The following is a 25,173-nucleotide window of genomic DNA, read 5'->3' as shown; positions in this document are numbered from 1 at the left end:
GGCGAGGTGTCAAACACCCGATCCCATCCCGAACTCGGCCGTGAAAAGCCTCTGCGCCGATGGTACTGCGTCTTAAGACGTGGGAGAGTAGGTCGCCGCCAGGTCGCTCAGGCACAGGAGACGCCAATCCAGCGCTCCGCAATCGCTCTTCACAAAATCCACCCCAATCGACAGGACATCCGCGGGGTGGAGCAGCCCGGTAGCTCGTCAGGCTCATAACCTGAAGGCCGCAGGTTCAAATCCTGCCCCCGCAACCACCGATGCTTGCGATCATGGATCGCAGATAAGCCCGGTCTCCCCACGGAGGCCGGGCTTCTTCCTGTTCGCGGCGAAGCTGTAAGCGGTGTTCTGGCCCCAGCTTTCAGCGGAAACAGGGCGGAGCGAGTCTCCCGGATCGAATGGATGGGAGATCGGTTTGTGTCTGCGCTCGACCTTACGCTTGCCTCTGAGCCCGTGCGGGTGCGCCGGATGGAGGTGATCACCGGCGATGTGGGCCGCCGGACTTGGTCGCCGGAGGAGAAGGAACGGATCCTGGCGGAGGCGGCGGTGCCCGGGGCCGTGGTCTCCGAAGTGGCCCGGCGTCACGGATTGCGCCCCCAGCAGGTGTTCGGCTGGCGCCGGGAAGCGCGTGCCGCCAACCGCTTCCAGGAAGAGGGGTTGGTGTTTGCGCCGGTGGTGCTGGACACCACGCCGCCCCCAGCCGCAGCGAAGGAACTCCCGGCCATCGAAGTGCAGATCGGCGATGCGGTGGTGCGCGTGCCGGCCGGCATGGACAGCGCCACCGTCAAGGCGGTGCTGCGCGCGGTGAGGGCGTCGCGGTGATCGGCATCGAGGGCGCGGTGCGGGTTCTTGTCGCCGCCAAGCCGGTCGATTTCCGCAAGGGTATGGATGGTTTGGCCGCTCTGGTGCAGCAGCAACTGGGGGCGGATCCCTTCAGCGGGGTCGTCTACGTCTTCCGCTCCAAGCGAGCCGACCGGGTGAAACTCCTGCACTGGGACGGCACCGGATTGGTTCTCATCGCGAAGAGATTGGAGGCCGGCCAGTTCCGCTGGCCAGCGATCCGCGACGGCGTGATCCGGCTGACCCCGGCTCAGCTCTCGGCGCTCGTCGAGGGTCTGGACTGGACCCGGGTGCGGGGCGTGCGGGTGTCTCGGCCGACGTCCGCCAGCTGAGCTGCGACACAGCGACTCGGCCACCGCTTCGGAGGCGAGGACTGCGCAAGCCGCCGCTATACTGGTGGACGTGACGACCGCGCCTGAAACCCTTCCCAGCGATCCTGACGAACTGCGTGCCCTGCTGCTGACCGAACGGGTCCGGCATGCCGCGGAGTTGACGGCGGCCCGTTCCTCGGCCGAGGAGGAGATCGCCCGGCTACGCCAGATCATCCGGGAATTGCAGCGCCATCGCTTCGGCCGCCGGGCCGAGCGCCTTGATCCGAACCAGTTGGCCTTGGCCTTGGAGGACCTGGAGCAGACGCTGGCCGCCAAGGAGGCCGAGCCCACCGGCACCGCGGCGGCCAAGCCGGCCCCTTCGCCGCCACGGCGTCGGGTGAACCGCGGCAACCTGCCGGCCGATCTGCCGCGCGAGGAGATCCTCATCGATGTCGCCGACAAGACCTGCCCGTGTTGCGGCGGCACGCTGCATCCCATCGGCGAGGATGTCTCGCAGCGTCTCGACCTCGTCCCGGCCCGCTTCCGGGTGCTGGTGACCCGTCGGCCGAAATACGCCTGCCGCCAGTGCGAGGAGGGCGTCGTGCAGGCCGCGGCGCCGGCGCGCATCGTGGACGCCGGCATCCCCACCGAGGCGCTGATCGCCCACGTGGTGGTGTCCAAGTACGCCGATCACCTGCCGCTCTACCGCCAAGCCCAAATCTACGCGCGCCAGGGTGTCGATCTCGACCGCTCCACCCTGGCCGGCTGGGTCGGACGGGCGGCGTGGTACCTGCGGCCCCTGCATGAGCGGTTGCTGGCCAGCCTGAAGGCGTCGGGCAAGCTGTTTGCTGACGAGACGACGGCGCCCGTGCTCGACCCCGGACGGGGCAGCACGAAGACCGGCCAGCTCTGGGCCTACGCGCGCGACGATCGCCCCTGGAACGGACCGGAGCCGCCGGCGGTGGCCTACGTCTATGCTCCCGATCGCAAGGCGGAACGCCCCGTGATGCATCTGCAGGGGTTCACCGGCGTGCTCCAGGTCGACGGCTATGCCGGCTATCACAAGCTGGCCGAGGGCGGAGCCGTGCGCCTCGCCTTCTGCTGGGCGCACGTCCGCCGTGGCTTCTATGATCTCCAGACCGGCGGCTCGGCGCCGATCGCCAGCGAAGCCTTGCGGCGCATCGCCCAGTTGTACGCAGTGGAGGCCGAGATCCGCGGCCATGACTCCGAAGCGCGCCGCCGGGAGCGCCAGGCCCGCTCGACGCCGCTGATTGCGGAACTGAAGACGTGGCTGGAAAAGCAACTGGCGACCGTGTCGCGCAAATCGACATTGGCCGAGGCGATCCGCTACGCGCTCAGCCGCTGGGAAGGGTTGACGCTGTTCCTCGACGACGGCCGGGTGGAGATCGACAGCAACAGCGTGGAGCGTAGCATCCGCCCGCTCGGCCTCACGCGTAAGAATGCTCTGTTCACCGGCAGCGACGGTGGCGGCGAGCACTGGGCGACCATCGCGTCGCTGGTGGAAACCTGCAAGCTCAGCGGTGTCGATCCGCAGGCCTGGTTCGCCGATGTCCTGACCAAACTCGCCAGCGGGCATCCGATCACCAGGCTCAATGAACTGCTGCCCTGGAGCTATGCCCAGCAGGCCGAAACTGCCGTGGCCTGAAAACACCGCTTACTTTTCATGTGCCGTTGGCCGTTGTGAACTGGCGCCCATATCCCGGACAGATTTGCGGTTGGAATAAGCTTGGCTCTGGTTCGTGTTATGCCCCGCCAATCTGAACTGGTTTGGTGTGCGCTGGTAGGCTTCCGCCAGGGTCCTGCCGCCGAGTGCCGAGTGCGGGCGTTCTGCGTTGTAGTAATTGATCCAGCGGCCGATCCCGGCTCTGGCTTCGCCGAGCCGGACTGGACGATGGCGAAATCCTCGACCTGACCCTGGCGTTTGCGATCTTTGCCTGGGCCAACCGCCTGATGCTGAGCTTGGGAGAGGCAGTGCGCTGATCGGTTTTCCTACCGGACAGCCCACTCCTCCAGGGCGGTGCGGACGCGACGGATGACGGGGGCCCAGTCACCCGGCCGGTCCTGACGGAACAGGCGCATGGTCGGATACCAGGGACTGTCGGACCGGTTGCGCAGCCAGCGCCAGCAGGAATCGTGACGGGACAGCATCCAGACCGGCCGGCCCAGCGCACCGGCCAGATGGCACACCGATGTATCCACGCTGATGACGAGGTCGAGTTCGGCGACGAGCGCAGCCGTGTCGGCGAAATCCTCAACCGCATCCATCCAATCGACGAGGTCGAGACCAGGGGGCCGCGCCTCGGTCGCCGGCGGGCCTTTTTGCAGGCTGTGGAAGCTTACCCCTGGAATGCCGGCGAGCGGGGCCAGCGCGGCAAGCGGAAGGCTGCGCCGACGGTCGACCATATGCGCCGTGAACTGATCGTCATGCGCCGAACCGGCCCAGACCAGACCGACCTTCAGGCGGCGTTCGCCGTCGAGCCTCTGTTTCCAGACACCGCGATCCCGCTCGGACGGGCTCAGATAGGGGACGGAGGCCGGGATGGTCGCCAGGCTGGTGCCGAACGCCAATGGAAGGCTGAGCAGTGGAATACAGGCGTCGCATGCCGGTGGCGGCTCCGTGAGCGACCGGACGGAGGCGATGCGGGGCAGTCCGGACAGCAGCCGGACCAATCCCGGCTGCACCATCAGATGGACATGGGCGCCGAGTGAGGCCAGCATCGGAGCATAACGGACGAAGTGCAGCGTATCCCCCTGACCCTGTTCGGCCACCAGAAGGAACGATCGTCCCGCCGGGTTCCCGCCGGTCCAGCGTGGCGCATGGGCGGGATAAGCCACCCGTTCCATCCGCCAGCGGGATTCGTAAAGGCGCCAACCCATGGCGAAATCGCCCTCCGCCAGCAGCACCATGGACAGGTTGAAGCGTGCGACGTCGCTTTCGGGATGAAGCGCCAGGGCGCGCTCGTTGCCGCGGCGCGCCGGTTCCGCCTGACCGCTGCCATGCTCGGCCAGCGACAGGTTGATCAGGGCCGCCACAGAAGCCGGTTGCAGGACGAGAGACCGGCGGGCGAGCAGGGCAGCCGTCGCGAAATCGCCGCGCAGGGTTGCCACCAGACTGTCGCCGGCTTCGGCATGACCCTCCAGAGGTGTCAGCCGGCGCAGCCGGTCATGAACATATTGCGCGGCGTCGAGCCTCCCAAGCCTGATCAGGAAGCCGGCATGGCTCACGTATCCGGCCGGCCGGTCGGGCGACAGCGCAACCGCGCGCTGCGTATGGGCAAGCGGAAGATCCGCGTCCGCCGTTTCGCCGAGCCCGCCGGCCAGCGCCAGCCACAGCAGCGGATTGTCCGGAGCCAGCCGCACCGCCCGGCGAAGGACGAGCGGCAGACGCTCCATCGCCCGCCGGTCCAGCAGGATCGAGCCGGCGACCGACCAGGCTTCGGCAAAACCCGGATCGAGAGCGAGTGCCCGCATTGCCGCCCGCGCCGCCGCCTTGAAACGGCGGCTCTTGAGCAGCAACGAGGCCAGTCCGGTCCAAGCTTTCGGATAGGCGGGACGCAGTCGCAAGGCATGATGGTAAGCCCGCGCCGCATCGGCAAGCCGGCCCGACGCACGCTGTGCTTCACCGAGATTGTGCCAGATGCTTGCCCGATGGGGCGCCAGCATGGCAGCCGTGGTGAAGTGGGAAGCGGCAAGCGCAGCCTCTCCGTCGGTCAGGGCAGCAGCGCCTTGGAAAGTGAGGGCGACCGCCGGGTCGGTGAAATTGGTGGTTGGGGTGGACATGAAAGGCTGTCCTTCAGAACGCACCGGACCGGTGCAGAGCAGCTTTGCAGATATGGATAGGCGGATTTGGGCATCCGTCCGATTCGGATGGGCGGAATTCACGATCCGTTCCGACCATTACAATCTCAAATCGTTCTTCCGTCCGTATTCTCCCAAGTATTTGCTATCTTTAGGCGCAAGCGATTCCAACCTTAAGGAGATTTCATATTCTCTTATTAATTTAACTTTATTTTACGGCGAGTGCGAATAAATCATTCAGGATGATGGAGACGACGAGAGAGAACAGTCGGATGGCAGCTGAGGAACGATCTCCGCCCATGCCGGCCCTGCCCATGCTGCAAGGCACGCCGAACCTGCCCGACTGGCTGGAGACGGTCGGCTGCGCCATCGTGTTTTCGACCTACGAGGCACACCGGCTGTTCTTTCTCGGGCTGGGCGAGGATGGGCGTTTGAAGGCGCATGAGCGGATGGTGCAGCGTTGCCAGGGGCTGTGTGCCGACGGAAACGCGCTGTGGGTCGGCGGACAGTCCCACCTCTGGCGCTTCGCCAGCACGCTGCAACCATCCGACCGCACGCCGTCGGGGGCAGACCGCCTTTACGTGCCGCGTCTGGGCTACATGACCGGCGACGTCGACATCCATGACATCGCGGTCGGGCCGGACGGTGTTCCGGTCTTCGTCAACACGCGCTTCAGCTGCCTTGCCGTTCCCGACGCCGACCGGGGATTTCGCCCGGTCTGGAAGCCTGCCTTCATTTCCGCCCTGCGCAACGAGGACCGCTGCCATCTGAACGGGATGGCGCTCGGCGAGGACGGCCAGCCGAAGGTCGCGACGGCATTGGGCCGCTGCGACGTCATCGAAGGCTGGCGGGAGCGCCGGCCCGACGGCGGCGTGCTGATCGATATCCCATCCGGCGAGGTCGCCTGCGCCGGCCTGTCGATGCCCCATTCCCCCCGCTGGCACCGTGGCCGGCTGTGGCTGCTCAATTCCGGCACCGGCGAACTTGGAACGGTGGACGACAGCGGCCGCTTCGAGCCGATCTGCTTCTGCCCCGGCTTCGCGCGCGGACTGGCCTTTCATGGCAAATGGGCGGTCGTCGGGCTGTCGCGTCCACGCGGCGACCACGGAACGCTGAGTGCGCTGCCGCTTGAGGCGGCGCTGAAACGGGCGGGGGTTTCCGCACAATGCGGACTGGCCGTGGTGGATATCGACAGCGGAACCGTGGCGCACATGCTGTGGCTCCATCACACCGTGAACGAGCTGTACGACGTCGCCATCCTTCCCGGCGTGCGCCGGGCGGAAGCGGTGGGTCTGCTCGACGCGCGGGCGCTGGCCGACGCGGTGGCCATTCCAACGGAAATTTTGAATTGACCGGACGCCTGATGGCGACCGATGCGCGGATTTTGTGTCGACAGGTATATCCGAGGGGCTGAAAGATCGTGACTTCTCCAACCTTTACTCTTGTCGGCACCAATTCTCTCGGCCTCAGCGGCGTCGGGCGATATTCCGCCCCAACGCTCAAGGATCTCGACGGCGACGGCGATCTGGACCTGCTGGTCGGCAATAAGCTTGGCGAGACGGTGTATTTCGCCAATGTCGGAACGACGCTGGCGCCGACATATTCCCTGCAGGGTACGAACCTGTTCGGACTTTCCAGTTTCAATACCTATGCAAGACCCAGCCTCGTCGATATCGATGGCGATGGCGACCTCGATCTGTTCATAGGCAGCAACACCGGCGGCACGCAGTTCTACCGCAACGGCGGGACGTCATCGTCTCCAAACTTCTCGTTGGAGGGAACCAACCTCTTCGGCATCGTCACCGGCAGCTACCTGGCTCCGACCTTCGCCGATCTGGACGGTGACGGCGACGCCGATCTGCTGATGGGGGACAATTCCAACGGCATCCTTCTCTACCGCAACAACGGAACGTCATCGTCGCCGACCTTTTCACTGGAGGGAACGAACCTCTTCGGCATGACGGCGGGCGACAGTTTCAATGGACCGGTCCTCGTCGACCTCGACGGTGACGGCGATCTCGACCTCGTGAACAAGGATGTCGTTTCCATCAACATCGGGACGACATCCTCCCCCACCTTCTCGCTCGTCGGGACGGCTGTCTACGGTCTCGTCACCGGAGCCTATCCGATGCCGGCCCTGGCCGACCTCGACGGCGACGGCGACCTCGACGCGATCTATGGCGAGTCCAACGGCACCCTGTTGTATCTGAGGAACATCGCGCCGGTCGTCAGGACGCTGGCCGATTCAGGCAATACGCTGACGCTGTCGCAGATCAACACGCTGACGGGCGGCGCCGGCACCGATGTCATCACGCTGGGCAACATCGGCGCGACCTTCGGCGTAGCCGGCGTCGAAACGCTGACCGGTGGGGTCGGCACCGACGTGGTCACGCTTGGTACCGCCGGCAACACGATTCTGGTATCGGGTCTTGAAACGCTGACCGGTGGGGTCGGCACCGATGTCGTGACATTCGGTACCGCCGGCAACACGATAAGAGTCAGTGGACTGGAGACGCTGATTGGCGGAATTGGGACTGACACCATCACGGTGGCTTTGTCTGGAAGCACCATGTTGGTGTCCAGGGTGGAAACCCTATTCGGATCTACCGGTGTCGATGCCATTACCCTAGATGATGCCGGCAATACGATAACGGTCTATGCCGTTGAATCGGTCATCGGCAACAGCGGCACCGACGTGATCACCCTGGGATCGGCCGGTATCACCACGACGGTGTCGGATTTGGAGACGCTGACCGGCGGCGTCGGCAACGACTCCGTGACCATCAGGACCACCGGCGCGACCATGCTGGTTTCCCGGCTGGAAGTCCTGACCGGCGGTGTCGGCACCGATGTCGTCACCATCGGTACGCTCGGCAGCACCATGACGGTGAGGCTGCTGGAGACCCTGACCGGCGGTGCCGGCACCGATGTCGTGACGTTCGCCTCTGGCGGCAACACGACATTGGTATCCGACATCGAGACGCTGACGGGTGGCAACGGCACCGACGTCGTGACGCTCGGCACCGGCGGCAGCACGCTGCTCGTGAGGCTGCTGGAGACCCTGACCGGCGGCGTCGGCACCGACGTGGTGACACTCGGCACCGGTGGCAACTCTGTGCAGATCTCGGTCGCCGAGACGTTGACCGGCGGCGCCGGTAACGATTTCGTGACGCTCGGCACGGCAGGAAACACTCTGCTGGTATCCAGAATCGAGACGTTCATCGGCGGCGTCGGCACCGATGTCGTTACCGTCGGTACGCTCGGCAGTACCATGACGGTGAGGCTGGTGGAAACCCTGACCGGCGGTGCCGGTACCGACGTGGTGACGCTGGGCTCCGGCGGCAGCACGATACTGGTGTCCGACATCGAGACGTTGAACGGCGGTGCCGGCTTGGATGTCATCATCCTCGGCACCGCCGGCAGCACGATGCAGGTTTATCGCATCGAAACGCTGATAGGTGGCAGCGGTACCGATATCGTGGCGGCGACATCCGCCGGCATAACGGTGATGCTGCAAAACGTCGAGACGCTGACCGGCGGCACCGGCATCGACGTTGTGAGGCTGAGTACTTCTGGCGAAACAATGGTGATCTCGGCCATCGAGACGCTGACCGGCGGTACCGGCACCGATGTGGTGACGCTGGGCACCGGCGGCAGCACGATGCTGGTCTCCGCTCTGGAAACGCTGGCAGGTGGGATCGGCACCGACGTCGTAACGTTCGGCGCCACCGGGAATACTCTTGCGATCACGGCAATCGAAACCCTGACCGGCGGGAGCGGCGTCGATGTCGTCATCCTTGGTACCGCCGGCGACACGATTCGGGTTTCGCTCATAGAAACGCTGACTGGCGGCACCGGTACCGACGTTGTAACGCTGAGCACCGTCGGCAATACCGTTGCGGTCATGGCAATCGAAACCCTGACCGGCGAGGCCGGCACCGATGTCGTGACACTCGGATCCGCCGGCAGCACACTGCTGGTGTTCGACATCGAAACGCTGACGGGAGACAGCGGCACCGACGTCATCGTCCTGGGAACCGCCGGCTCGACCCTGAGTGTACAGGGGCTTGAGACCTTGACCGGCGGGGCCGGCACCGATGTCATGACGCTGGGCACCGCGGGCAACACTCTCGCGGTCACGGACATCGAGACCCTGACCGGCGGGGCCGGCACCGATGTCGTGACGCTGGGCACTGCGGGCAGCACGCTGCTGGTCTCGGCTATCGAAACGCTGACGGGTGGCAACGGCACCGACATCATTGCCCTGGGAACCGCCGGCTCGACCCTGAGTGTACAGGGGCTGGAAACCCTGACGGGCGGAGCCGGCACCGATGCCGTGACGCTGGGGGCTGCCGGAAACACCGTGCTGGCGGTCGATATCGAGACGCTCATCGGTGGCGCCGGCACCGACGCCGTGACGCTGGGCACCGCCGGCAGCACGCTGCTGGTCTCGGCTATCGAAACGGTGACGGGTGGCAACGGCACCGACGTGGTGACGCTGGGCACTGCGGGCAACACTCTTGCGGTCACCGCAATCGAGACCCTGACGGGTGGGGCCGGCACCGATATCGTGACACTCGGCACTGCGGGCAACACTCTTGCGGTCACCGCAACCGAGACCCTGACGGGTGGGGCCGGCACCGATGTCGTGACGCTCGGCACTGGCGGCAACACTCTTGCGGTCACCGCAATCGAGACCCTGACCGGCGGGGCCGGCACCGATGTCGTGACGCTCGGTACTCTCGGCGGCACGATGCTGGTTTCACGGTTGGAAACCATTCTCGGAGGCAGCGGCACCGACGTCATCCTGCTTGAAACCAGCGGCAACACGCTTCTGGTTTCGCTCGTCGAGACCCTGACCGGCGGCACCGGCACCGATGCCGTGACACTCGGCAGCAGCGGCAACACGCTTCTGGTTTCGCTCATCGAAACCCTGACCGGCGGTAGCGGCACCGATGCCGTGACACTCGGCAGCGGCGGCAATACGTTCAGCAGTTCCGGCATCGAGACCTTGACGGGGAGCGCCAGCACCGATGTCGTAAGATTCGGTACCTCCGGCAACACGATGCTGGTTACCGCCGTGGAAAGCATCATCGGTGCCAGTGGCATCGACGTCGTGACTCTCGGGTCGGCCGGCAACACCTTGCTGGCGGACGCCATCGAAACGCTTATCGGTGGTTCGGGCACCGACATCGTGATGCTCGGCACCGCCGGCATGACGATGACTGCGCAGGGCTTGGAAACGCTGACCGGTGGGACCGGCACGGACGTCGTGACGCTGGGCACCGCCGGGAACACCCTGCTGGCGGACGCCATCGAAACGCTTATCGGTGGTTCGGGCACCGACATCGTGATGCTCGGCACCGCCGGCATGACGATGACTGCGCAGGGCTTGGAAACTCTGACCGGCGGTGTCGGCACGGACGTCGTGACGCTGGGCACCGCCGGGAACACCCTGCTGGCGGACGCCATCGAAACGCTTATCGGTGGCTCGGGCACCGACATCGTGATGCTTGGCACCGCCGGCATGACGATGACAGCGCAGGGCTTGGAAACTCTGACCGGCGGTGTTGGCACGGACGTCGTGACGCTGGGCACCGCCGGGAACACCCTGCTGACGGCCGGTATCGAAACGCTTATCGGTGGTGCCGGCACGGATGTGGTGACGCTGGGCACCGCCGGGAACACCCTGCTGACGACCGGCGTCGAAACGCTCATCGGCGGCTCCGGCACCGATATCGTCGTGATCGGCAGCAGCGGGGCGACCATTCATGTCGTCAATATCGAAACCGTCATCGGGCCGGGGCAGACCCTTTATCTCAACGGGCTGGATACCCTGGTCGGTATTTTCGGCGGCGACATTCTCTTCCTGGACGCCGGTGGCAGCACCTTGTCCGCCTCCAGCCAGTACAGAACCATCATCGGATCGTCGACATCCGATGTGATCACGCTTGCGACCGGCGGCAGTACGGTTCTCGTCGAACTCCTTGAGACACTGACCGGGTCGAACGGCAGCGATGCGGTGACCATCGGCACGAGCGGCACCACGCTGCTGGCCTCACTGTTCGAAACGATCGTCGGCGGGGCCGGCACCGACGTCATCACCCTTGGCGGCGCGGGCGGCACCCTGCTCGTCGGCCTGCTGGAGACTTTGACTGGCGGCAGCGGAACCGACATCGTCACCCTGGGGACCGCCGGAACGACCCTGCTGGTCAATGGCATCGAAACATTGGCTGGGGCGGCCGGCACCGATGTCATCACATTGGGGGCCGGCGGCAATACGATCCTGGCCGATCCGATCGAGACAATCTTCGGTGGCGCAGGGTCCGACCTGGTCGTCCTCGGCACGTCCGGGGCCACACTCTCCCTCTCGGGCATCGAAAGCCTGGCCGGCGGGTCGGGAACCGACATCATTACCCTGGGCTCGGCCGGAAACGCTTTGCGGCTGCTCGGTATCGAGACGTTGGCCGGCGGCAGCGGCACCGACATCGTCACGCTGGCCGATTCCGGCAACACAATGCTGGTGTCGGCTCTTGAAACGGTCGTCGGCGGCGCGTCGGTCGATGCGGTTTTGCTGGGTACGGCAGGCAGCACCCTGTTCGCAACCGCAATCGAGACCCTGAGCGGTGGCCTCGGCACCGACGTCGTGACTCTCGGGTCCGCCGGCAACACCCTGTCCGTTTCGGGCATCGATACGATCGGCGGCGGCCTCGGCACCGACATCGTCACGCTGGGCACCGCCGGCAACAGCCTGCAGATCTCCGGCCTGGAGACGATCACCGGCGGAGCGGGCACCGATGTCGTGACTCTCGGGTCCGCCGGCAGCACGCTGCTTGCCAATCTGCTGGAGACGATCACCGGTGGAACCGGCTCCGAATTGCTCTTCCTCGGTTCGAGCGGTTCGACCGTCGCTGTATCGGGCATCGAGATCCTGATCGGCGGCGTCGGCACCGACGTGGTCACCGTCGGTTCGGCCGGCAACACGGTGCTGCTGCGCGGCATCGAGACGCTGACGGGCAATAGCGGGATCGACGTGCTGACGCTGGGCGACACCGGCAACACGGCGACGGTGTCGTTGTTCGAGACGGTCGCCGGCGGCACGGGTGTCGACGCCATTCTGCTCGGCGACAGCGGCAACACGCTGTTGGCGTCGCTGCTGGAGACGCTGGTCGGCGGGACCGGGCTGGACGTTGTGACGCTGGGGTCCGGCGGCAACACGCTGGCGACGGTCGCGGTGGAGACGCTGATCGGCGGCAGCGGCCTGGACGTTGTGACGCTGGGCACCGCCGGCACGACGGTGCGGATCGTCGGCATCGAGTCCGTCACCGGCAACAGCGGGCGCGACGTGGTCCAGCTGTCGGAGAGCGGCGGCACCTTCGTGGCCAATCTGCTGGAGACGCTGATCGGCAGCTCCGGCAGCGACGTGGTGGTGGTCGGCGACCTGGGCGGCGGCTCGACCCTGCTGATTGCCGGGCTGGAGGTTCTGGTCGGCAGTTCCGGCTCCGACCTCGTCACGCTGAGCGACGGCGGCAACACCACGCTGCTGCGCATGCTGGAGACTCTGACCGGCGGAACGGGCGTGGATGCCATCACCATCGGCAACCGCGCCTCGACCATGACGGTTTCGAACCTGGAGACGCTGGTCGGCGGGACGGCGCTCGACATCGTGACGCTTGGCACCGGCGGCAACACGCTGCTGGTGTCGCAGCTGGAGACGCTGACCGGCGGTGCCGGGCTGGACATCGTGACGCTGGCGACCGCCCGCTTCGACACGGCAGCGGACATGAACCGGGTGGCGGGGACCATCGGCAACACGCTGCTGGTGTCCGGTCTGGAGACGCTGATCGGCTCCAGCGGCACCGACGTGGTCTATCTCGGCTCGGTCGGCAACACGCTGCTGGTGTCGGGGCTCGAGATCCTGGTCGGCGGGGCCGGCAACGACGCGGTGACGCTGGGCGGGGTCGGGGGCAACACGGTGCTGCTGCGCGGCATCGAGACGCTGACGGGCAATAGCGGGATCGACGTGCTGACGCTGGGCGACACCGGCAACACGGCGACGGTGTCGCTGTTCGAAACCATCGTCGGCGGCACGGGTGTCGACGTCATTCTGCTCGGCGACAGCGGCAACACGCTGTTGGCGTCGCTGCTGGAGACGCTGGTCGGCGGGACCGGGCTGGACGTGGTGACGCTGGGGTCCGGCGGCAACACGCTGGCGACGGTCGCGGTGGAGACGCTGATCGGCGGCAGCGGCCTGGACGTTGTGACGCTGGGCACCGCCGGCACGACGGTGCGGATCGTCGGCATCGAGTCCGTCACCGGCAACAGCGGGCGCGACGTGGTCCAGCTGTCGGAGAGCGGCGGCACCTTCGTGGCCAATCTGCTGGAGACGCTGATCGGCAGCTCCGGCAGCGACGTGGTGGTGGTCGGCGACCTGGGCGGCGGCTCGACCCTGCTGATCGCCGGGCTGGAGGTTCTGGTCGGCAGTTCCGGCTCCGACCTCGTCACGCTGAGCGACGGCGGCAACACCACGCTGCTGCGCATGCTGGAGACTCTGGCCGGCGGAACGGGCGTGGATGCCATCACCATCGGCAACCGCGCCTCGACCATGACGGTTTCGAACCTGGAGACGCTGGTCGGCGGGACGGCGCTCGACATCGTGACGCTTGGCACCGGCGGCAACACGCTGCTGGTGTCGCAGTTGGAGACGCTGACCGGCGGTGCCGGGCTGGACATCGTGACGCTGGCGACCGCCCGCTTCGACACGGCAGCGGACATGAACCGGGTGGCGGGGACCATCGGCAACACGCTGCTGGTGTCCGGTCTGGAGACGCTGATCGGCTCCAGCGGCACCGACGTGGTCTATCTCGGCTCGGTCGGCAACACGCTGCTGGTGTCGGGGCTCGAGATCCTGGTCGGCGGGGCCGGCACCGACGCGGTGACGCTGGGCGGGGTCGGGGGCAACACGGTGCTGCTGCGCGGCATCGAGACGCTGACGGGCAATAGCGGGATCGACGTGCTGACGCTGGGCGACACCGGCAACACGGCGACGGTGTCGTTGTTCGAAACCATCGTCGGCGGCACGGGTGTCGACGTCATTCTGCTCGGCGACAGCGGCAACACGCTGTTGGCGTCGCTGCTGGAGACGCTGGTCGGCGGGACCGGGCTGGACGTGGTGACGCTGGGGTCCGGCGGCAACACGCTGGCGACGGTCGCGGTGGAGACGCTGATCGGCGGCAGCGGCCTGGACGTTGTGACGCTGGGCACCGCCGGCACGACGGTGCGGATCGTCGGCATCGAGTCCGTCACCGGCAACAGCGGGCGCGACGTGGTCCAGCTGTCGGAGAGCGGCGGCACCTTCGTGGCCAATCTGCTGGAGACGCTGATCGGCAGCTCCGGCAGCGACGTGGTGGTGGTCGGCGACCTGGGCGGCGGCTCGACCCTGCTGATCGCCGGGCTGGAGGTTCTGGTCGGCAGTTCCGGCTCCGACCTCGTCACGCTGAGCGACGGCGGCAACACCACGCTGCTGCGCATGCTGGAGACTCTGGCCGGCGGAACGGGCGTGGATGCCATCACCATCGGCAACCGCGCCTCGACCATGACGGTTTCGAACCTGGAGACGCTGGTCGGCGGGACGGCGCTCGACATCGTGACGCTTGGCACCGGCGGCAACACGCTGCTGGTGTCGCAGTTGGAGACGCTGACCGGCGGTGCCGGGCTGGACATCGTGACGCTGGCGACCGCCCGCTTCGACACGGCAGCGGACATGAACCGGGTGGCGGGGACCATCGGCAACACGCTGCTGGTGTCCGGTCTGGAGACGCTGATCGGCTCCAGCGGCACCGACGTGGTCTATCTCGGCTCGGTCGGCAACACGCTGCTGGTGTCGGGGCTCGAGATCCTGGTCGGCGGGGCCGGCACCGACGCGGTGACGCTGGGCGGGGTCGGGGGCAACACGGTGCTGCTGCGCGGCATCGAGACGCTGACGGGCAATAGCGGGATCGACGTGCTGACGCTGGGCGACACCGGCAACACGGCGACGGTGTCGTTGTTCGAAACCATCGTCGGCGGCACGGGTGTCGACGTCATTCTGCTCGGCGACAGCGGCAACACGCTGCTGGCGTCGCTGCTGGAGACGCTGGTCGGCGGGACCGGGCTGGACGTTGTGACGCTGGGGTCCGGCGGCAACACGCTGGCGACGGTCGCGGTGGAGACGCTGATCGGCGGCAGCGGCCTGGACGTTGTGACGCTGGGCACCGCCGGCACGACGCTGACGGTGTCGGCCGTCGAAACCATCACCGGCGGTACGGCATCCGACGTCATCGCCGTGGGGTCGGGCGGTATCACGCTACAGGCGAATGCGCTCGAAACCATCGTCGGCAGTGAAGGCCTGGATCTTGTCTTCCTCGGTGGTGCCGGCAGCACGCTGCTGGCGTCGGCTCTCGATATTCTGGTCGGCGGCAACGGTCGGGATGTCGTCACGCTGGGTTCGGGCGGCAACACGCTGCTGCTACGCGCTATCGAAACGCTGACCGGCGGGGCCGGCAGCGATGCCGTCACCATCGGCGACACCGGTTCCACCATGCTGGTGAGCGCGGTCGAGACGCTGACCGGCGGCACCGGTCTGGACATCGTCGCATTGGGGTCCGGCGGCAACACACTGACGGTGTCGCTCCTCGAAACGCTGACCGGTGGGGCAGGCAGCGACGTGGTCGCCGTCGGCACCCTGGGGGTGACGCTGTTGGCGAACGCCCTTGAAACCCTGCTGGGCGGCACAGCATCCGAACTCATATTCCTCGGTTCGGGCGGATCGACGATTCTGGCGTCGGGCATCGATATCCTGATCGGCGGCACCGGCACGGATGTCGTGACGTTGGGTTCTTCGGGCAACACCATCCTGCTGCGCGGCATCGAGACCCTGGTCGGCAATGGCGGTGTCGACGTGCTGACGCTCGGCGATACCGGCAACACGGCAACCGTTTCGCTGTTCGAGACGATCATCGGCGGCTTCGGCAATGACCTCATCGTCCTCGGCACGGACGGCAACACGCTGCTGGTGACGGGGGTCGAGACCCTGGTCGGCGGCACGGGCACCGACGTCGTCACTCTCGGCACGTCGGGCGGCACGCTGCTGGTCCTCGGCATCGAGACGCTGATCGGCGGCACGGGGCTGGAGGTCATCTTCACCGGTTCGGCGGGTGCGTCCCTGACCGTCTCGGGTGCGGACTTCGTTATCGGCAACTCCGGCACCGACGTCCTGACCCTGGGTTCGGCCGGCAACACCACCACCATCCGCGGTATCGAGACGCTGATCGGCGGTGCGGGCACCGACATCGTGTTCCTGGGGGACACCGGCAACAGGATGACGCTCGGCACCGGCATCGAGATCCTGGTCGGCGGCACCGCTACCGACGTGGTGAGCATCGGCGCGTCGGGCGCCACCCTGCTGACCCGTGCGATCGAGACGCTGGCCGGTGGCACCGGCACCGACGTGATCACGCTCGGCGACACGCCGAACACGATCACCGTGACCGGCATCGACACCCTGACCGGCGGTGCCGGGACCGACATCGTCTTCACCGGTTCCACCGGCGTGACGATGACCGTTTCTGGCGTCGAGTTCCTGATCGGCGGTGCCGGTTCGGACGTCGTGACCCTGGGGGCGGGCGGGTCCACCGCCACCGTCCGCGGCATCGAGACCCTGTCGGGCGGGGCGGGCAACGATCTGGTGATCCTGGGCGACACCGGTGTCACCATGCGGGCGGAAAGCGGGATCGAGATCATCGTCGGCGGTGCGGCCACGGATATGGTCAGCTTCGGCGACGGCGGCTCGACGGTGCTGCTGCGCGGCATCGAGACGCTGACCGGTGGCACCGGCACCGACGTGATCACGCTCGGCGACACGCCGAACACGATCATGGCGTCGGGCATCGACACCCTGACCGGCGGTGCCGGCACCGACATCGTCTTCACCGGCCCTGCCGGCGCGACGATGACCGTTTCTGGCGTCGAGTTCCTTGTCGGCGGTGCCGGTTCGGACGTCGTGACCCTGGGGGCGTCGGGCAACACCGTCATCACCCGCGGCATCGACACCATGATCGGCGGTGCGGGCAGCGATTTGGCGATCCTTGGCGACACCGGCGTCACCATGCGGGCCGAGAGCCGCATTGAAATCATCGTCGGCGGCGCGGCCACGGATGTGGTCAGCCTCGGCGACGGCGGTTCGACGGTCCTGCTGCGCGGCATCGAGACGCTGACCGGCGGCACGGGCAACGACGTGATCACCACCGGCGACACCGGCGTGACCATGTCTGTCTCGGGCATCGAGACGCTGATCGGCGGCCTGGGCACCGATGCGATCTCGGTGACCGGCGGGTCGATCCGCTTCCAGGGCGGTGCCGGCGACAGCATCAGCCTGGCGTCGGGCAATGCGGGATCCGGTGGCGGCACCGATACGGTGGTATACTCGTCCTTCGGCGACATCGCCGCGATGGGCGCGAACACCGGCTTCATCTCGGTGTCGAACTTCCAGTCGGGCACCGACAAGGTGCAGCTGACCGGTACGGCCCGCACCACTGCGGACAAGAACGGCGACGCGGCCCTGGCCACGGCGACCGCGGCGACCAACGGGGTGAGCATGACCAGCGAACTGGTCAGCCTGTCCTCGGTGGTTAGCGGCAGCCTGACGGATACGAACCTCGCCAACTTCCGGACGGCGATCGGAACGCTGACGAACTCGTCGGCCGGCGCGGGCACGCTGGTTCTGGCCAACAACGGCGCCAGCTCCGCCCTGTATCAGGTGGTCGACACCAACGGCGACGGCCAGGTGGCTGCCACCGAGGTTCGTCTGCTCGGCGTCTACAATGGCACGGTGCTCTCGCTCTCCGACATCAACCTGGGGTGATGTCGGGGGCGGGACTGGCATTCCAGCTGCGCTTGGGGAAGGCGGGTGTTCCTCCTTCCCCCGCCGGCAGTTTATCTGCTACGGCCGCGGGACCGGGCGGGGCTGGAGTGCGATCGGTTCGGACGGAAACGTCTGAAGCGTGATCGCACGAAAAATCAAAAGCCTAGAGTCTGTCGGGTGGAAAGGGGTGGGCGCCATGGGGCCCCTCGACTGGAGCCGCCGTTCCGTCCCAAGCACCCTGCGCGGCAAGCGTGCATCGGAGGGGCTGGGGGTGGCGTGGCCCGTCTTGGCCAACCTCTACAAGCTGCCGGTCTATGCCGAGGGCGACTTCTTCGCCGGTCACCGCGACACCGAGAAGATGGCGGGCATGTTCGCCACTCTGGTGATCGCGATGCCCTCCCTGTCGTCCGGGGGCGAACTGGCGGTCACGCACAAGGGCCGCCCGGTTCGGCTCGACCTGTGCCCCGGCGACCCGGCGGAGGTGGCCTTCGCCGCCTTCTACGCCGACTGCCTGCACGAGGTGCGGCCGGTGACCGCCGGCCATCGTCTGGTCCTGATCTACAATCTCGTCCGCTCCGGATCGGGCTGTCCACCGCGGCCGCCCGACTATGCGCCGGAGACGGGTCGTGTCGCCAGCTTGTTCGAAGGCTGGGCAACCGGCGAAGGTACGCCCCGCAAGCTGGTCTACCCGTTGGAGCATGCCTACACCCAGGCCGAACTGGGCTTTGCGGCGCTGAAGGGGGCTGACGCCGCCGTGGCCGGCTGCGACCTGCATCTGGCGCTGCAGTCCATCGACGAGCATGGAGCCGCCGAATACGCCGGCACTTACCGGGGGCGTTGGGACGAGCCGGATGAAGACGCCTTCGAGGCCGGCGAGGTCTTCGAACGGGTCGCCAGCCTGTCGGACTGGCGGCGTCCGGATGGCACGCCATTGCCGTTGGAAGCCATCCCGGTTGAGGGGGATGATGAACTGTCGCCGCCCGGCGTGCTGGAGGATGCGGCCCCTGACGAGGAGTCGTTCCAGGAGGTTCGTAAAGACGGACCAACCGGCGGCATCGTGGAGAGCCATCGGAGCGTTCGCTCGACTACCATCGCTTAGGGAGCAGGACAAAGCCTCTGGCCCGATCGAAGTGCCCGGCAATCTCCAATCGCCACGTCCCCGTCTCTGCCACATGGGCCGCCGCTGCTCCCCTTTCCGCCGCGCGAACATTCTGGCTGTCGATCACGGCGGCGGCCGGGTTGGCGAAACCCGCATCAAACCAAAGCCGCCCTCGCACACCGAAAGTGTCTCAATAATAAACAACTTCGGTATTGGCTCCCCATGCCGTTCATCACAAGCTCATTGCGGCACTGGTTACGGAGCAGGCCTGCGCATCCTGCAGAAGTTTTTTGACTTGATCTTCAGTCTGGTTGAATTCGCTTTCAAGGATGCTCTCGATATCCTCGACCCCAGTGATCAGGTCGGACTTGACGTCGTCAACCCAGGCCTGGACGTCATTATTATAAAAATCGATCAGGCCGTTGGCGACGGCTCCGGCAATAGTCTCCGCCATGTTCTCCATGGCGGTGGCGCTGATCGTGACGCTGGTGCTGGGGACCGAGAAGCTGTGCCCGAAAAGGGTCAGGGATCCGCTCACTTCGACCGATGCCGAGCCCGAACCGGCGGATACCGTGAGAGTCACCGAAATCGAGGTGTCGATCGGAATCGACCCCAGGGTTCTAAGGTCGATCGACTTGATCCCAACCTCGAGCGAGCCTGTGATCGATAGGCCGCTGCTGCTGTTGTAGCTGCCAGAGAGCGAAGCGGTGACGATGTCGAGGAGGTCGGTGTCGATCGAAAAACTGAAGCCGTTTTCGGTCACATCGATCAGAATAGACGCGGTCGCGCCCAAGAGGCTGACCGAGCCGCTGAGGTTGAACTGCGGTTGCATCTGCGCCTTGGTCACCGGATTGCTGCCGGTGAAGGTGCAGACGGTCAACTGCGGTCCGGCGGTCATGTCGGCGTTGCCGATGGAGAAAAGCCCGGCCGGGCCGATGACGAGCGGATCGTTGATCGATGCATCGATGTAGAAACCGACGTCGGGATAGAAGGCAGCGATCACCTGGAAGACGAAATCCTCGACCTGTAGTCCCCCCGCCAGGAACATTCCCTTCTGATAGCTGTTTCCGGCAATGGTCGTCGTCGCCAGGGCCAGAGTGAACTGCGGGTCGAGGGTCGCTGTCACATTGCCCGATGCATCGGCCGACAAGGTGTAGTGCAGGCCGGACGAGATGTCCGTCAGCCCCCACTGGTTGACAGAACTGATCGGTTCGGTCGGGTCCGTCTTGTCGAGAACGAGCAGCAGATTGCTGCTGGTCGTGCTGACGCTGAAGCCCGCCGCGTTCATGGCGGCGACCACCGGTGTCAGGTTGTAGCCGTTGAGGTCGGCGGCCAAGCTGGAGCCCGACAATGGCTGGGCCGCAGCCCCGACGAGGGAAACGGCGGCCAGAACCTGTCCGATCGGCGACGCCCCGACGCCAGGAAGCAGCGCCGAGAAGATCTTGTCGAGGGTGATGGGGCTGATCGAGCCGGCAATGACGCTCTGGGTGGGATCGGCCGAATTCAGGATGACGGTCAGCGAGGCCTGGACCCCGTCATCCTCATCCTCGATCGTAGCCGCGAAGCCCAAACTGGGCACGCCCTCCCAGTCGATGCCGACCATCAGCATCACGTCGGCAAGCTGAAGGCTGCCGAAGCTGATGGTCTGCGGCAGATTCTTCGCATTCCCGGTCTCGGACGAGGTCATCGAACCGAAGATGAACGCACCATTCTCGGCCCATTCCAACTCCACGTCGATGAGCTGGGTTGTGCCCTGGATGGTGCAGGTCATCTCGCCGCTGAAGTCCAGCGAGGCCACGTCATTCACGATTTGGACAGCAAGCGTGCAGATCAGGGGCTGGCCGCCGATGGACAGCGAGTCGCCCTGGCTGTTCTCGCTCAGGGTTACGGCGAAGCGGGTGTCGTTCTCCGGCGGATCGGATACCTGCAGGATGATGTCCAGTGCAGCGTCGATGCCGAGGAGGCTGGAGAGCAGCCCCTGTTGCTGGTCTTGCGAATCGAGTTGCCACTGCCCGTAGAAATTCAGGCCATCTACAAGGCCGGAAACCTGGGACGGCAGGTTGACGCCGGTCGGAGGCACCGGCAGCCCGGCGTTCGAAAAGACGGACAGGCCGGGGAACGAGAAGCCAGGCACATTCCCGGAACTGACCACCAGGATCAGGTCGGTCAGGGTGAAGCCAGCGAAAGAGCTGAGCAGGTCGAGGCCGGGGATCGACGCGATGGCCCCGCCGTCGACATTCATGCCGACGACGATTCCCCATTGCTGGGAGGCATCCTGGTTTACCAGGACGATGCCCGTGCCGAAGCCCTGGACCGTCGCGGCAAGCATGAATTCGAGCGCACTGCCGTTGTCCTGGATCAGGATCGACACGTCCTGGAAGGTCAGGTCGAAACTGGAGGGAAGGAAGGGCGCGACACTGGTCAACGCCGACATCAGGTCCGTGAGGCCGATGTTTTCCAGGTTGGCGGTGAGCTGGAAACTGCCGGGCAGAACCGCTGTCGCGTTCAGCGTCAGGCTGTCGCCAAAGGCAAAGGTGCCGCTGAAGCCGCCGCTCCATGTCTGATTCTGGTGAACGATGGCAGCATAGATATCCGATGCGGTCACGCTGGTGGGACCAAGCTCCAGAACCCAGGGCGGCGAGTCGGCGATTGCCGCCTCGACGCTGAAATCGCCGCTGAAATCGAGGGTCACATCCAGCGAATTGATCGTCAGGTCGGGGATGCCGGATGGCAGCGACAAGTCGGATGCGATGGTGGAGAAATCGATGGAAACCCCATCGGGCAGGCTGGCCGTCACCATGTCCTGCGGCAGCATGAGGGTCACCGCGGTCTTCTGGCCCCAGATCGTGAACTGTCCGGTCAGGTTGACGCCGATGTCGGTCGCGACGAAAGGCGGGACCAGGCCGAAATCCGCGACGAGGCTGTCAATCGAATAGCCGGTGACGGCACCGGTCGAGGCACCGGCCAGCTGCACGCTGATGCCGATTGCCTGCAGCGCGAAGGACTCGCTTAGCTGCAGCGAAATGCTCTGCAGCGAAATGCCCTGCAGGCTGGAAACCACATCCGATGGCAACGCACCGGCGATGTCGCCGCTGCACACGAGATCCGCGAGATCGGCCAGGGCCGACAGGGTGAATCCGGTAAAATAGCCCGATATGTTGACCGCCGTGTTGCCGACCGGGTCGGCGACGACGATCTTGGCGTGCTGTCCCGTGCTGGGGATCGACAGATGAGCCGTTACCGCCAAGTCGGGAAAGTAGCCGGGGTTGGCTTGCATCCAACTGCCGCTGTCCGGCGTGTAGAGCTGGATGGCTCCCTTGGAAAGGGACAGTTTGGTGTCGGGGATGTCAAAGCTCAGGTCCAGGTCGCAGCTCAGATAGAGTCCGGGCGGGCGTGGCGACATGGTCCAGGGATAATCCCCCGGTGTCCACGGAACTGGCATGGGTTGCGCCGTCGGCGCCGGCAGGACGATGGGGCCGGCCAGCGTGACGGAGGATGTGCCGGTGACCCAGGACGAAACAACCCCGAGGAAGGGTGAGATTTCCGCCTCTCCGGCAAAGGCCAGGCCGGCAGGAACACTGACGCCCGTCGCCGGATCGGTGGCACCATCTGCCGACAGAAGAAAGCTGGCGACTGAGAAGGACAGGCTGCCGACGGCGTTGCCCGTTTCGCTTGACGTCAGGGAACTGAGGAAGGGGGGAAGGTTCGGGAAGCTGGTGGCGAAGCTCCAGCCACTCGCCGCGGCCGCACCCCCGGCAACCTGGATGGCGACCTGTCCGCCTGTGACTGCGCCGGATGTCGGATCGGTTTCAATGGTGGCGGTCACGGCGGCCCCTGATTGTCCCAGGAAGCTCGCCGTTCCCGTTACCGACACGCTGCTGGAGGTCGCGGTCCGCGTGGCGTTGGCGACGTTCAGGCCGGTCCCGCCGGTGGCCAGAGACAGCGCCGTCTGGAACGGCTCCGGCAGCAGGGACGCCCCGATGGAAACGCTGTCGCCGACGACAGGCAGCACGGAATCGTTGGGCAGGCTGGTCATGGCGACTTCCCTTACGGCGTAGCGTATTGCAGGATTACGGCGGCGTGGTCGGACAGACCCAGCGTAACGTTCCGTGTTGTCGGGCAGATCAACGGTTCGGGGACCAGAAGTTGGTCGTCGACCAACCAGTAATCGTATGCGTGCGCGTTGGTGGTGGGAATGTAGTGACCGTTGTCGATCGGCGAATAGGCCTCCAGATTGACGGCGCCGTTGCGGTTCCGGGGATTGCAGTTGAAGTCACCGCCGAAGACGATGACCGCGTCATCCTGGCCGAAGGCCTGCCGGGCGTCCGCGGCGATCTGAGGCAGCGCCTGCATCAGCAGGGCGGGATAGTTGACCGCATAGACGTTGTGGGAAAACCCGAAGATGTAGGCTTTGCCGCCGATGGTCCCGGATACCAGCCCGAGACCGCGATGGTCCATGTTCAGATTCTGCGCCTGCGGCATGCCGACGTTCCCGGTGGTCTGGGTGTAGGCAAACACCTGCCAAGCCGTGCCGACGCGCAGCACCTGACCGCACCCGGTGACGGTGATGCTCGCGGGGTCGTAGGCTATGCCGACATATTCCGGCCAGTTCGACAGAGCTGTCTGGCCGATGGCGATCGCCAGCACGTTGTTGGCGTACCCGCCGCTCATGACGCGGCCGGCGATCTGGGACAGGCCGTTCTGCGAATACGGTCCTCCCGACTGCACTTCCGTGAAGCCGACCATCATCGGCCTCGGCCTGCCGGCATTGTCCAGGATTTGCCGGATCAGGTTGAAGGCGTTCATATAGACGGCCGCCCTATCCATTGAATATGGATAGAAGCACCGCATGTTCTGCTGCATAACCGAAAGCGCGGTCATCCAATCCCCCAGTTCGCTCGACGTGTCGTGAAGATCGCAGTGCTCAAGCCTGCCTACAGCGTCAATGTCCCGCCGACCTTCAGCATCTGGCCGAACATCTCCACGGTGACGACGTTGACCGTGATGGTGACCGGCACGCCGTTGATCGATTGGGTGGTCTGGGGAATGGTCACGACGGCGTATGGGTTGTTCGCGACCAGAAGCTGGTCCGCCAGGGGCTGCAGCAGGTTTACGATCACCGACGCAAGCGGCCAGGCGATGCCGGACAGGATGATGGAGCTGATGTCGCCCGTCGGCGTCAGGCCTATGGACACCGGCGGCGGCGGGGAGACGGTCGCGAGGACATTGCTTCCAGAGGCCGAGATCTGGATCGACAGCGGGACCGGCGACGGGCTGATGGATGCATCGTAGCCGATCGAGGCGCTGAGAAAGAGCGCGGTCGCCTGGGCCGATGCGCTGGCGGAAAGCTGGACCAGGGCCGTGGCCCGGGTCAGATCCGCCGGGTCGAGTTGGACCGTCACCGCCCCCAGCGACAGGCTGGCATTGTAGCTGGCGTTGGCAAGGGTGAATCCTTCGCTGCCGCCCACGCTCTTGGTGGTGTTCGCGATCTGCTGCACGCCGGCGTTCACGAAGGCCTGCGCGGCAGCGGCGGATGCCAGCAGGAAAACCGGGTCCGGCGGCAGGGTATCCAGGCTGGGCGTGGCCGGTACGGTGGCGCCCAGATTCATCGCCACCAGCAGAAGCCCGTTGCCGACGGCCAGCGCCGGGGCCGACAAGGCGACGCCGAGGGGCGACAATTGCGGGATGGCGTATCCGCCCAGAAGGCCATGGACGATCTGCAGGACGGTCGGGATGACGAGATAGCGGTAGATCGTCTGCTGGTTCTCGCTCAATCCGTTCAGATCCACGACCGCACCGACCGGAGCGATCGACACGTTCGAGCCGGACAGGGTGGCCTGAACCAAGCCGGTCGGTGCGATGGTGGCCGATTGCGGCGGCGAGCCGTTCACCTGGATGGTCAACGTCAACGCGGGCAACGACACCGTAAAGGCGTTCGGCACAGGCGTGGGGGGCGCACCGGTCACGCCGATCGCCTGCTGCCACAGCGGGCCGGGATCCGCCAAGGTGACGGTCGGCGTCTGCGTCACCGTCCAATCGAGGATAACGTCGTCACCGATCCCGGCGATCGACTGGGTCGTGCTTCCCGAGAACAGGCTGCCCTGCAGCTGGGGCATTCCATAGAGCGTGGAAATCCATTGATCCAGCGCGGCGCTGCCGACACCCAGGAAGAGGTCTGCGTTCGAAGTCATGGAAGGTCTTCC

Annotated in this window: 10 protein-coding genes, 1 tRNA gene, 1 rRNA gene and 1 pseudogene (1 of these 13 cut by a window edge); 8 read left to right on the top strand and 5 right to left on the bottom strand. The window is 65.9% G+C overall.

Translation table 11 applies throughout. The features are described from left to right. The 5 genes from rrf to ABMY26_RS04360 all read left to right on the top strand — a co-directional run. Nucleotides 1-104, top strand: a 5S ribosomal RNA gene (gene rrf, locus ABMY26_RS04380); it begins 12 nt to the left of the window's first position. Between the two features lie 76 nt (nucleotides 105-180). After that, a tRNA-Met gene (locus ABMY26_RS04375) sits at nucleotides 181-257 on the top strand. Nucleotides 258-468: 211 nt separating this feature from the next. Further along, a complete protein-coding gene (locus tag ABMY26_RS04370; RefSeq protein WP_372394276.1) occupies nucleotides 469-822 on the top strand; it encodes a transposase in 354 nt (117 codons plus the stop codon). Further along, nucleotides 819-1,172, top strand: coding sequence for an IS66 family insertion sequence element accessory protein TnpB (tnpB, locus tag ABMY26_RS04365; protein WP_372393875.1), 354 nt, complete (start codon nucleotides 819-821; stop codon nucleotides 1,170-1,172). The genes ABMY26_RS04370 and tnpB overlap by 4 nt, the downstream gene beginning before the upstream one ends. Nucleotides 1,173-1,242: 70 nt before the next feature. After that, the gene (locus ABMY26_RS04360; RefSeq protein ID WP_372394275.1) at nucleotides 1,243-2,817 is read left to right on the top strand and encodes an IS66 family transposase; all 1,575 of its coding nucleotides are present in this window, start codon (nucleotides 1,243-1,245) and stop codon (nucleotides 2,815-2,817) included. Between the two features lie 105 nt (nucleotides 2,818-2,922). On the opposite strand, the pseudogene ABMY26_RS04355 reads toward ABMY26_RS04360, so the two are convergent. Continuing rightward, nucleotides 2,923-3,045, bottom strand: a pseudogene (locus ABMY26_RS04355) (integrase core domain-containing protein); the annotation flags it as partial. A 116-nt stretch (nucleotides 3,046-3,161) separates the two neighbouring features. Beyond that, nucleotides 3,162-4,952: a tetratricopeptide repeat protein gene (locus ABMY26_RS04350; RefSeq protein ID WP_372394274.1), complete on the bottom strand. Its 1,791-nt coding sequence runs from the start codon at nucleotides 4,950-4,952 to the stop codon at nucleotides 3,162-3,164. A 317-nt stretch (nucleotides 4,953-5,269) separates the two neighbouring features. On the opposite strand from ABMY26_RS04350, the gene ABMY26_RS04345 reads away from it, so the two are divergent. From ABMY26_RS04345 to ABMY26_RS04335, 3 genes are all read left to right on the top strand, one after another. Next, entirely contained in the window at nucleotides 5,270-6,322 is a 1,053-nt protein-coding gene (locus ABMY26_RS04345; protein WP_372394273.1) for a TIGR03032 family protein, read from the top strand. Nucleotides 6,323-6,390: 68 nt separating this feature from the next. Then, nucleotides 6,391-17,871 (top strand): FG-GAP-like repeat-containing protein, encoded by an 11,481-nt coding sequence (locus ABMY26_RS04340; RefSeq protein WP_372394272.1) that lies wholly within the window; start codon nucleotides 6,391-6,393, stop codon nucleotides 17,869-17,871. Nucleotides 17,872-18,067: 196 nt separating this feature from the next. Continuing rightward, nucleotides 18,068-18,970 carry a 2OG-Fe(II) oxygenase gene (locus ABMY26_RS04335; protein ID WP_372394271.1) on the top strand — a complete coding sequence of 301 codons (903 nt, stop codon included), beginning with the start codon at nucleotides 18,068-18,070 and terminating at the stop codon, nucleotides 18,968-18,970. Between the two features lie 232 nt (nucleotides 18,971-19,202). On the opposite strand, the gene ABMY26_RS04330 is transcribed toward ABMY26_RS04335, so the two are convergent. The 3 genes from ABMY26_RS04330 to ABMY26_RS04320 form a co-directional block, all read right to left on the bottom strand. Beyond that, entirely contained in the window at nucleotides 19,203-23,006 is a 3,804-nt protein-coding gene (locus ABMY26_RS04330) for a hypothetical protein (RefSeq protein WP_372394270.1), read from the bottom strand. A gap of 11 nt (nucleotides 23,007-23,017) precedes the next feature. After that, entirely contained in the window at nucleotides 23,018-23,776 is a 759-nt protein-coding gene (locus ABMY26_RS04325) for a hypothetical protein (protein WP_372394269.1), read from the bottom strand. 128 nt (nucleotides 23,777-23,904) lie between these two features. Further along, nucleotides 23,905-25,161, bottom strand: coding sequence for a hypothetical protein (locus ABMY26_RS04320; RefSeq protein ID WP_372394268.1), 1,257 nt, complete (start codon nucleotides 25,159-25,161; stop codon nucleotides 23,905-23,907). Nucleotides 25,162-25,173: the final 12 nt, after the last annotated feature.

The sequence above is a fragment of the Azospirillum sp. HJ39 genome, from assembly GCF_041507355.1.
GTDB lineage: Bacteria > Pseudomonadota > Alphaproteobacteria > Azospirillales > Azospirillaceae > Azospirillum > Azospirillum thiophilum.
Note: the sequence above shows the minus strand (reverse complement) of the source record. Positions and strands in the feature narration are given on the sequence as shown.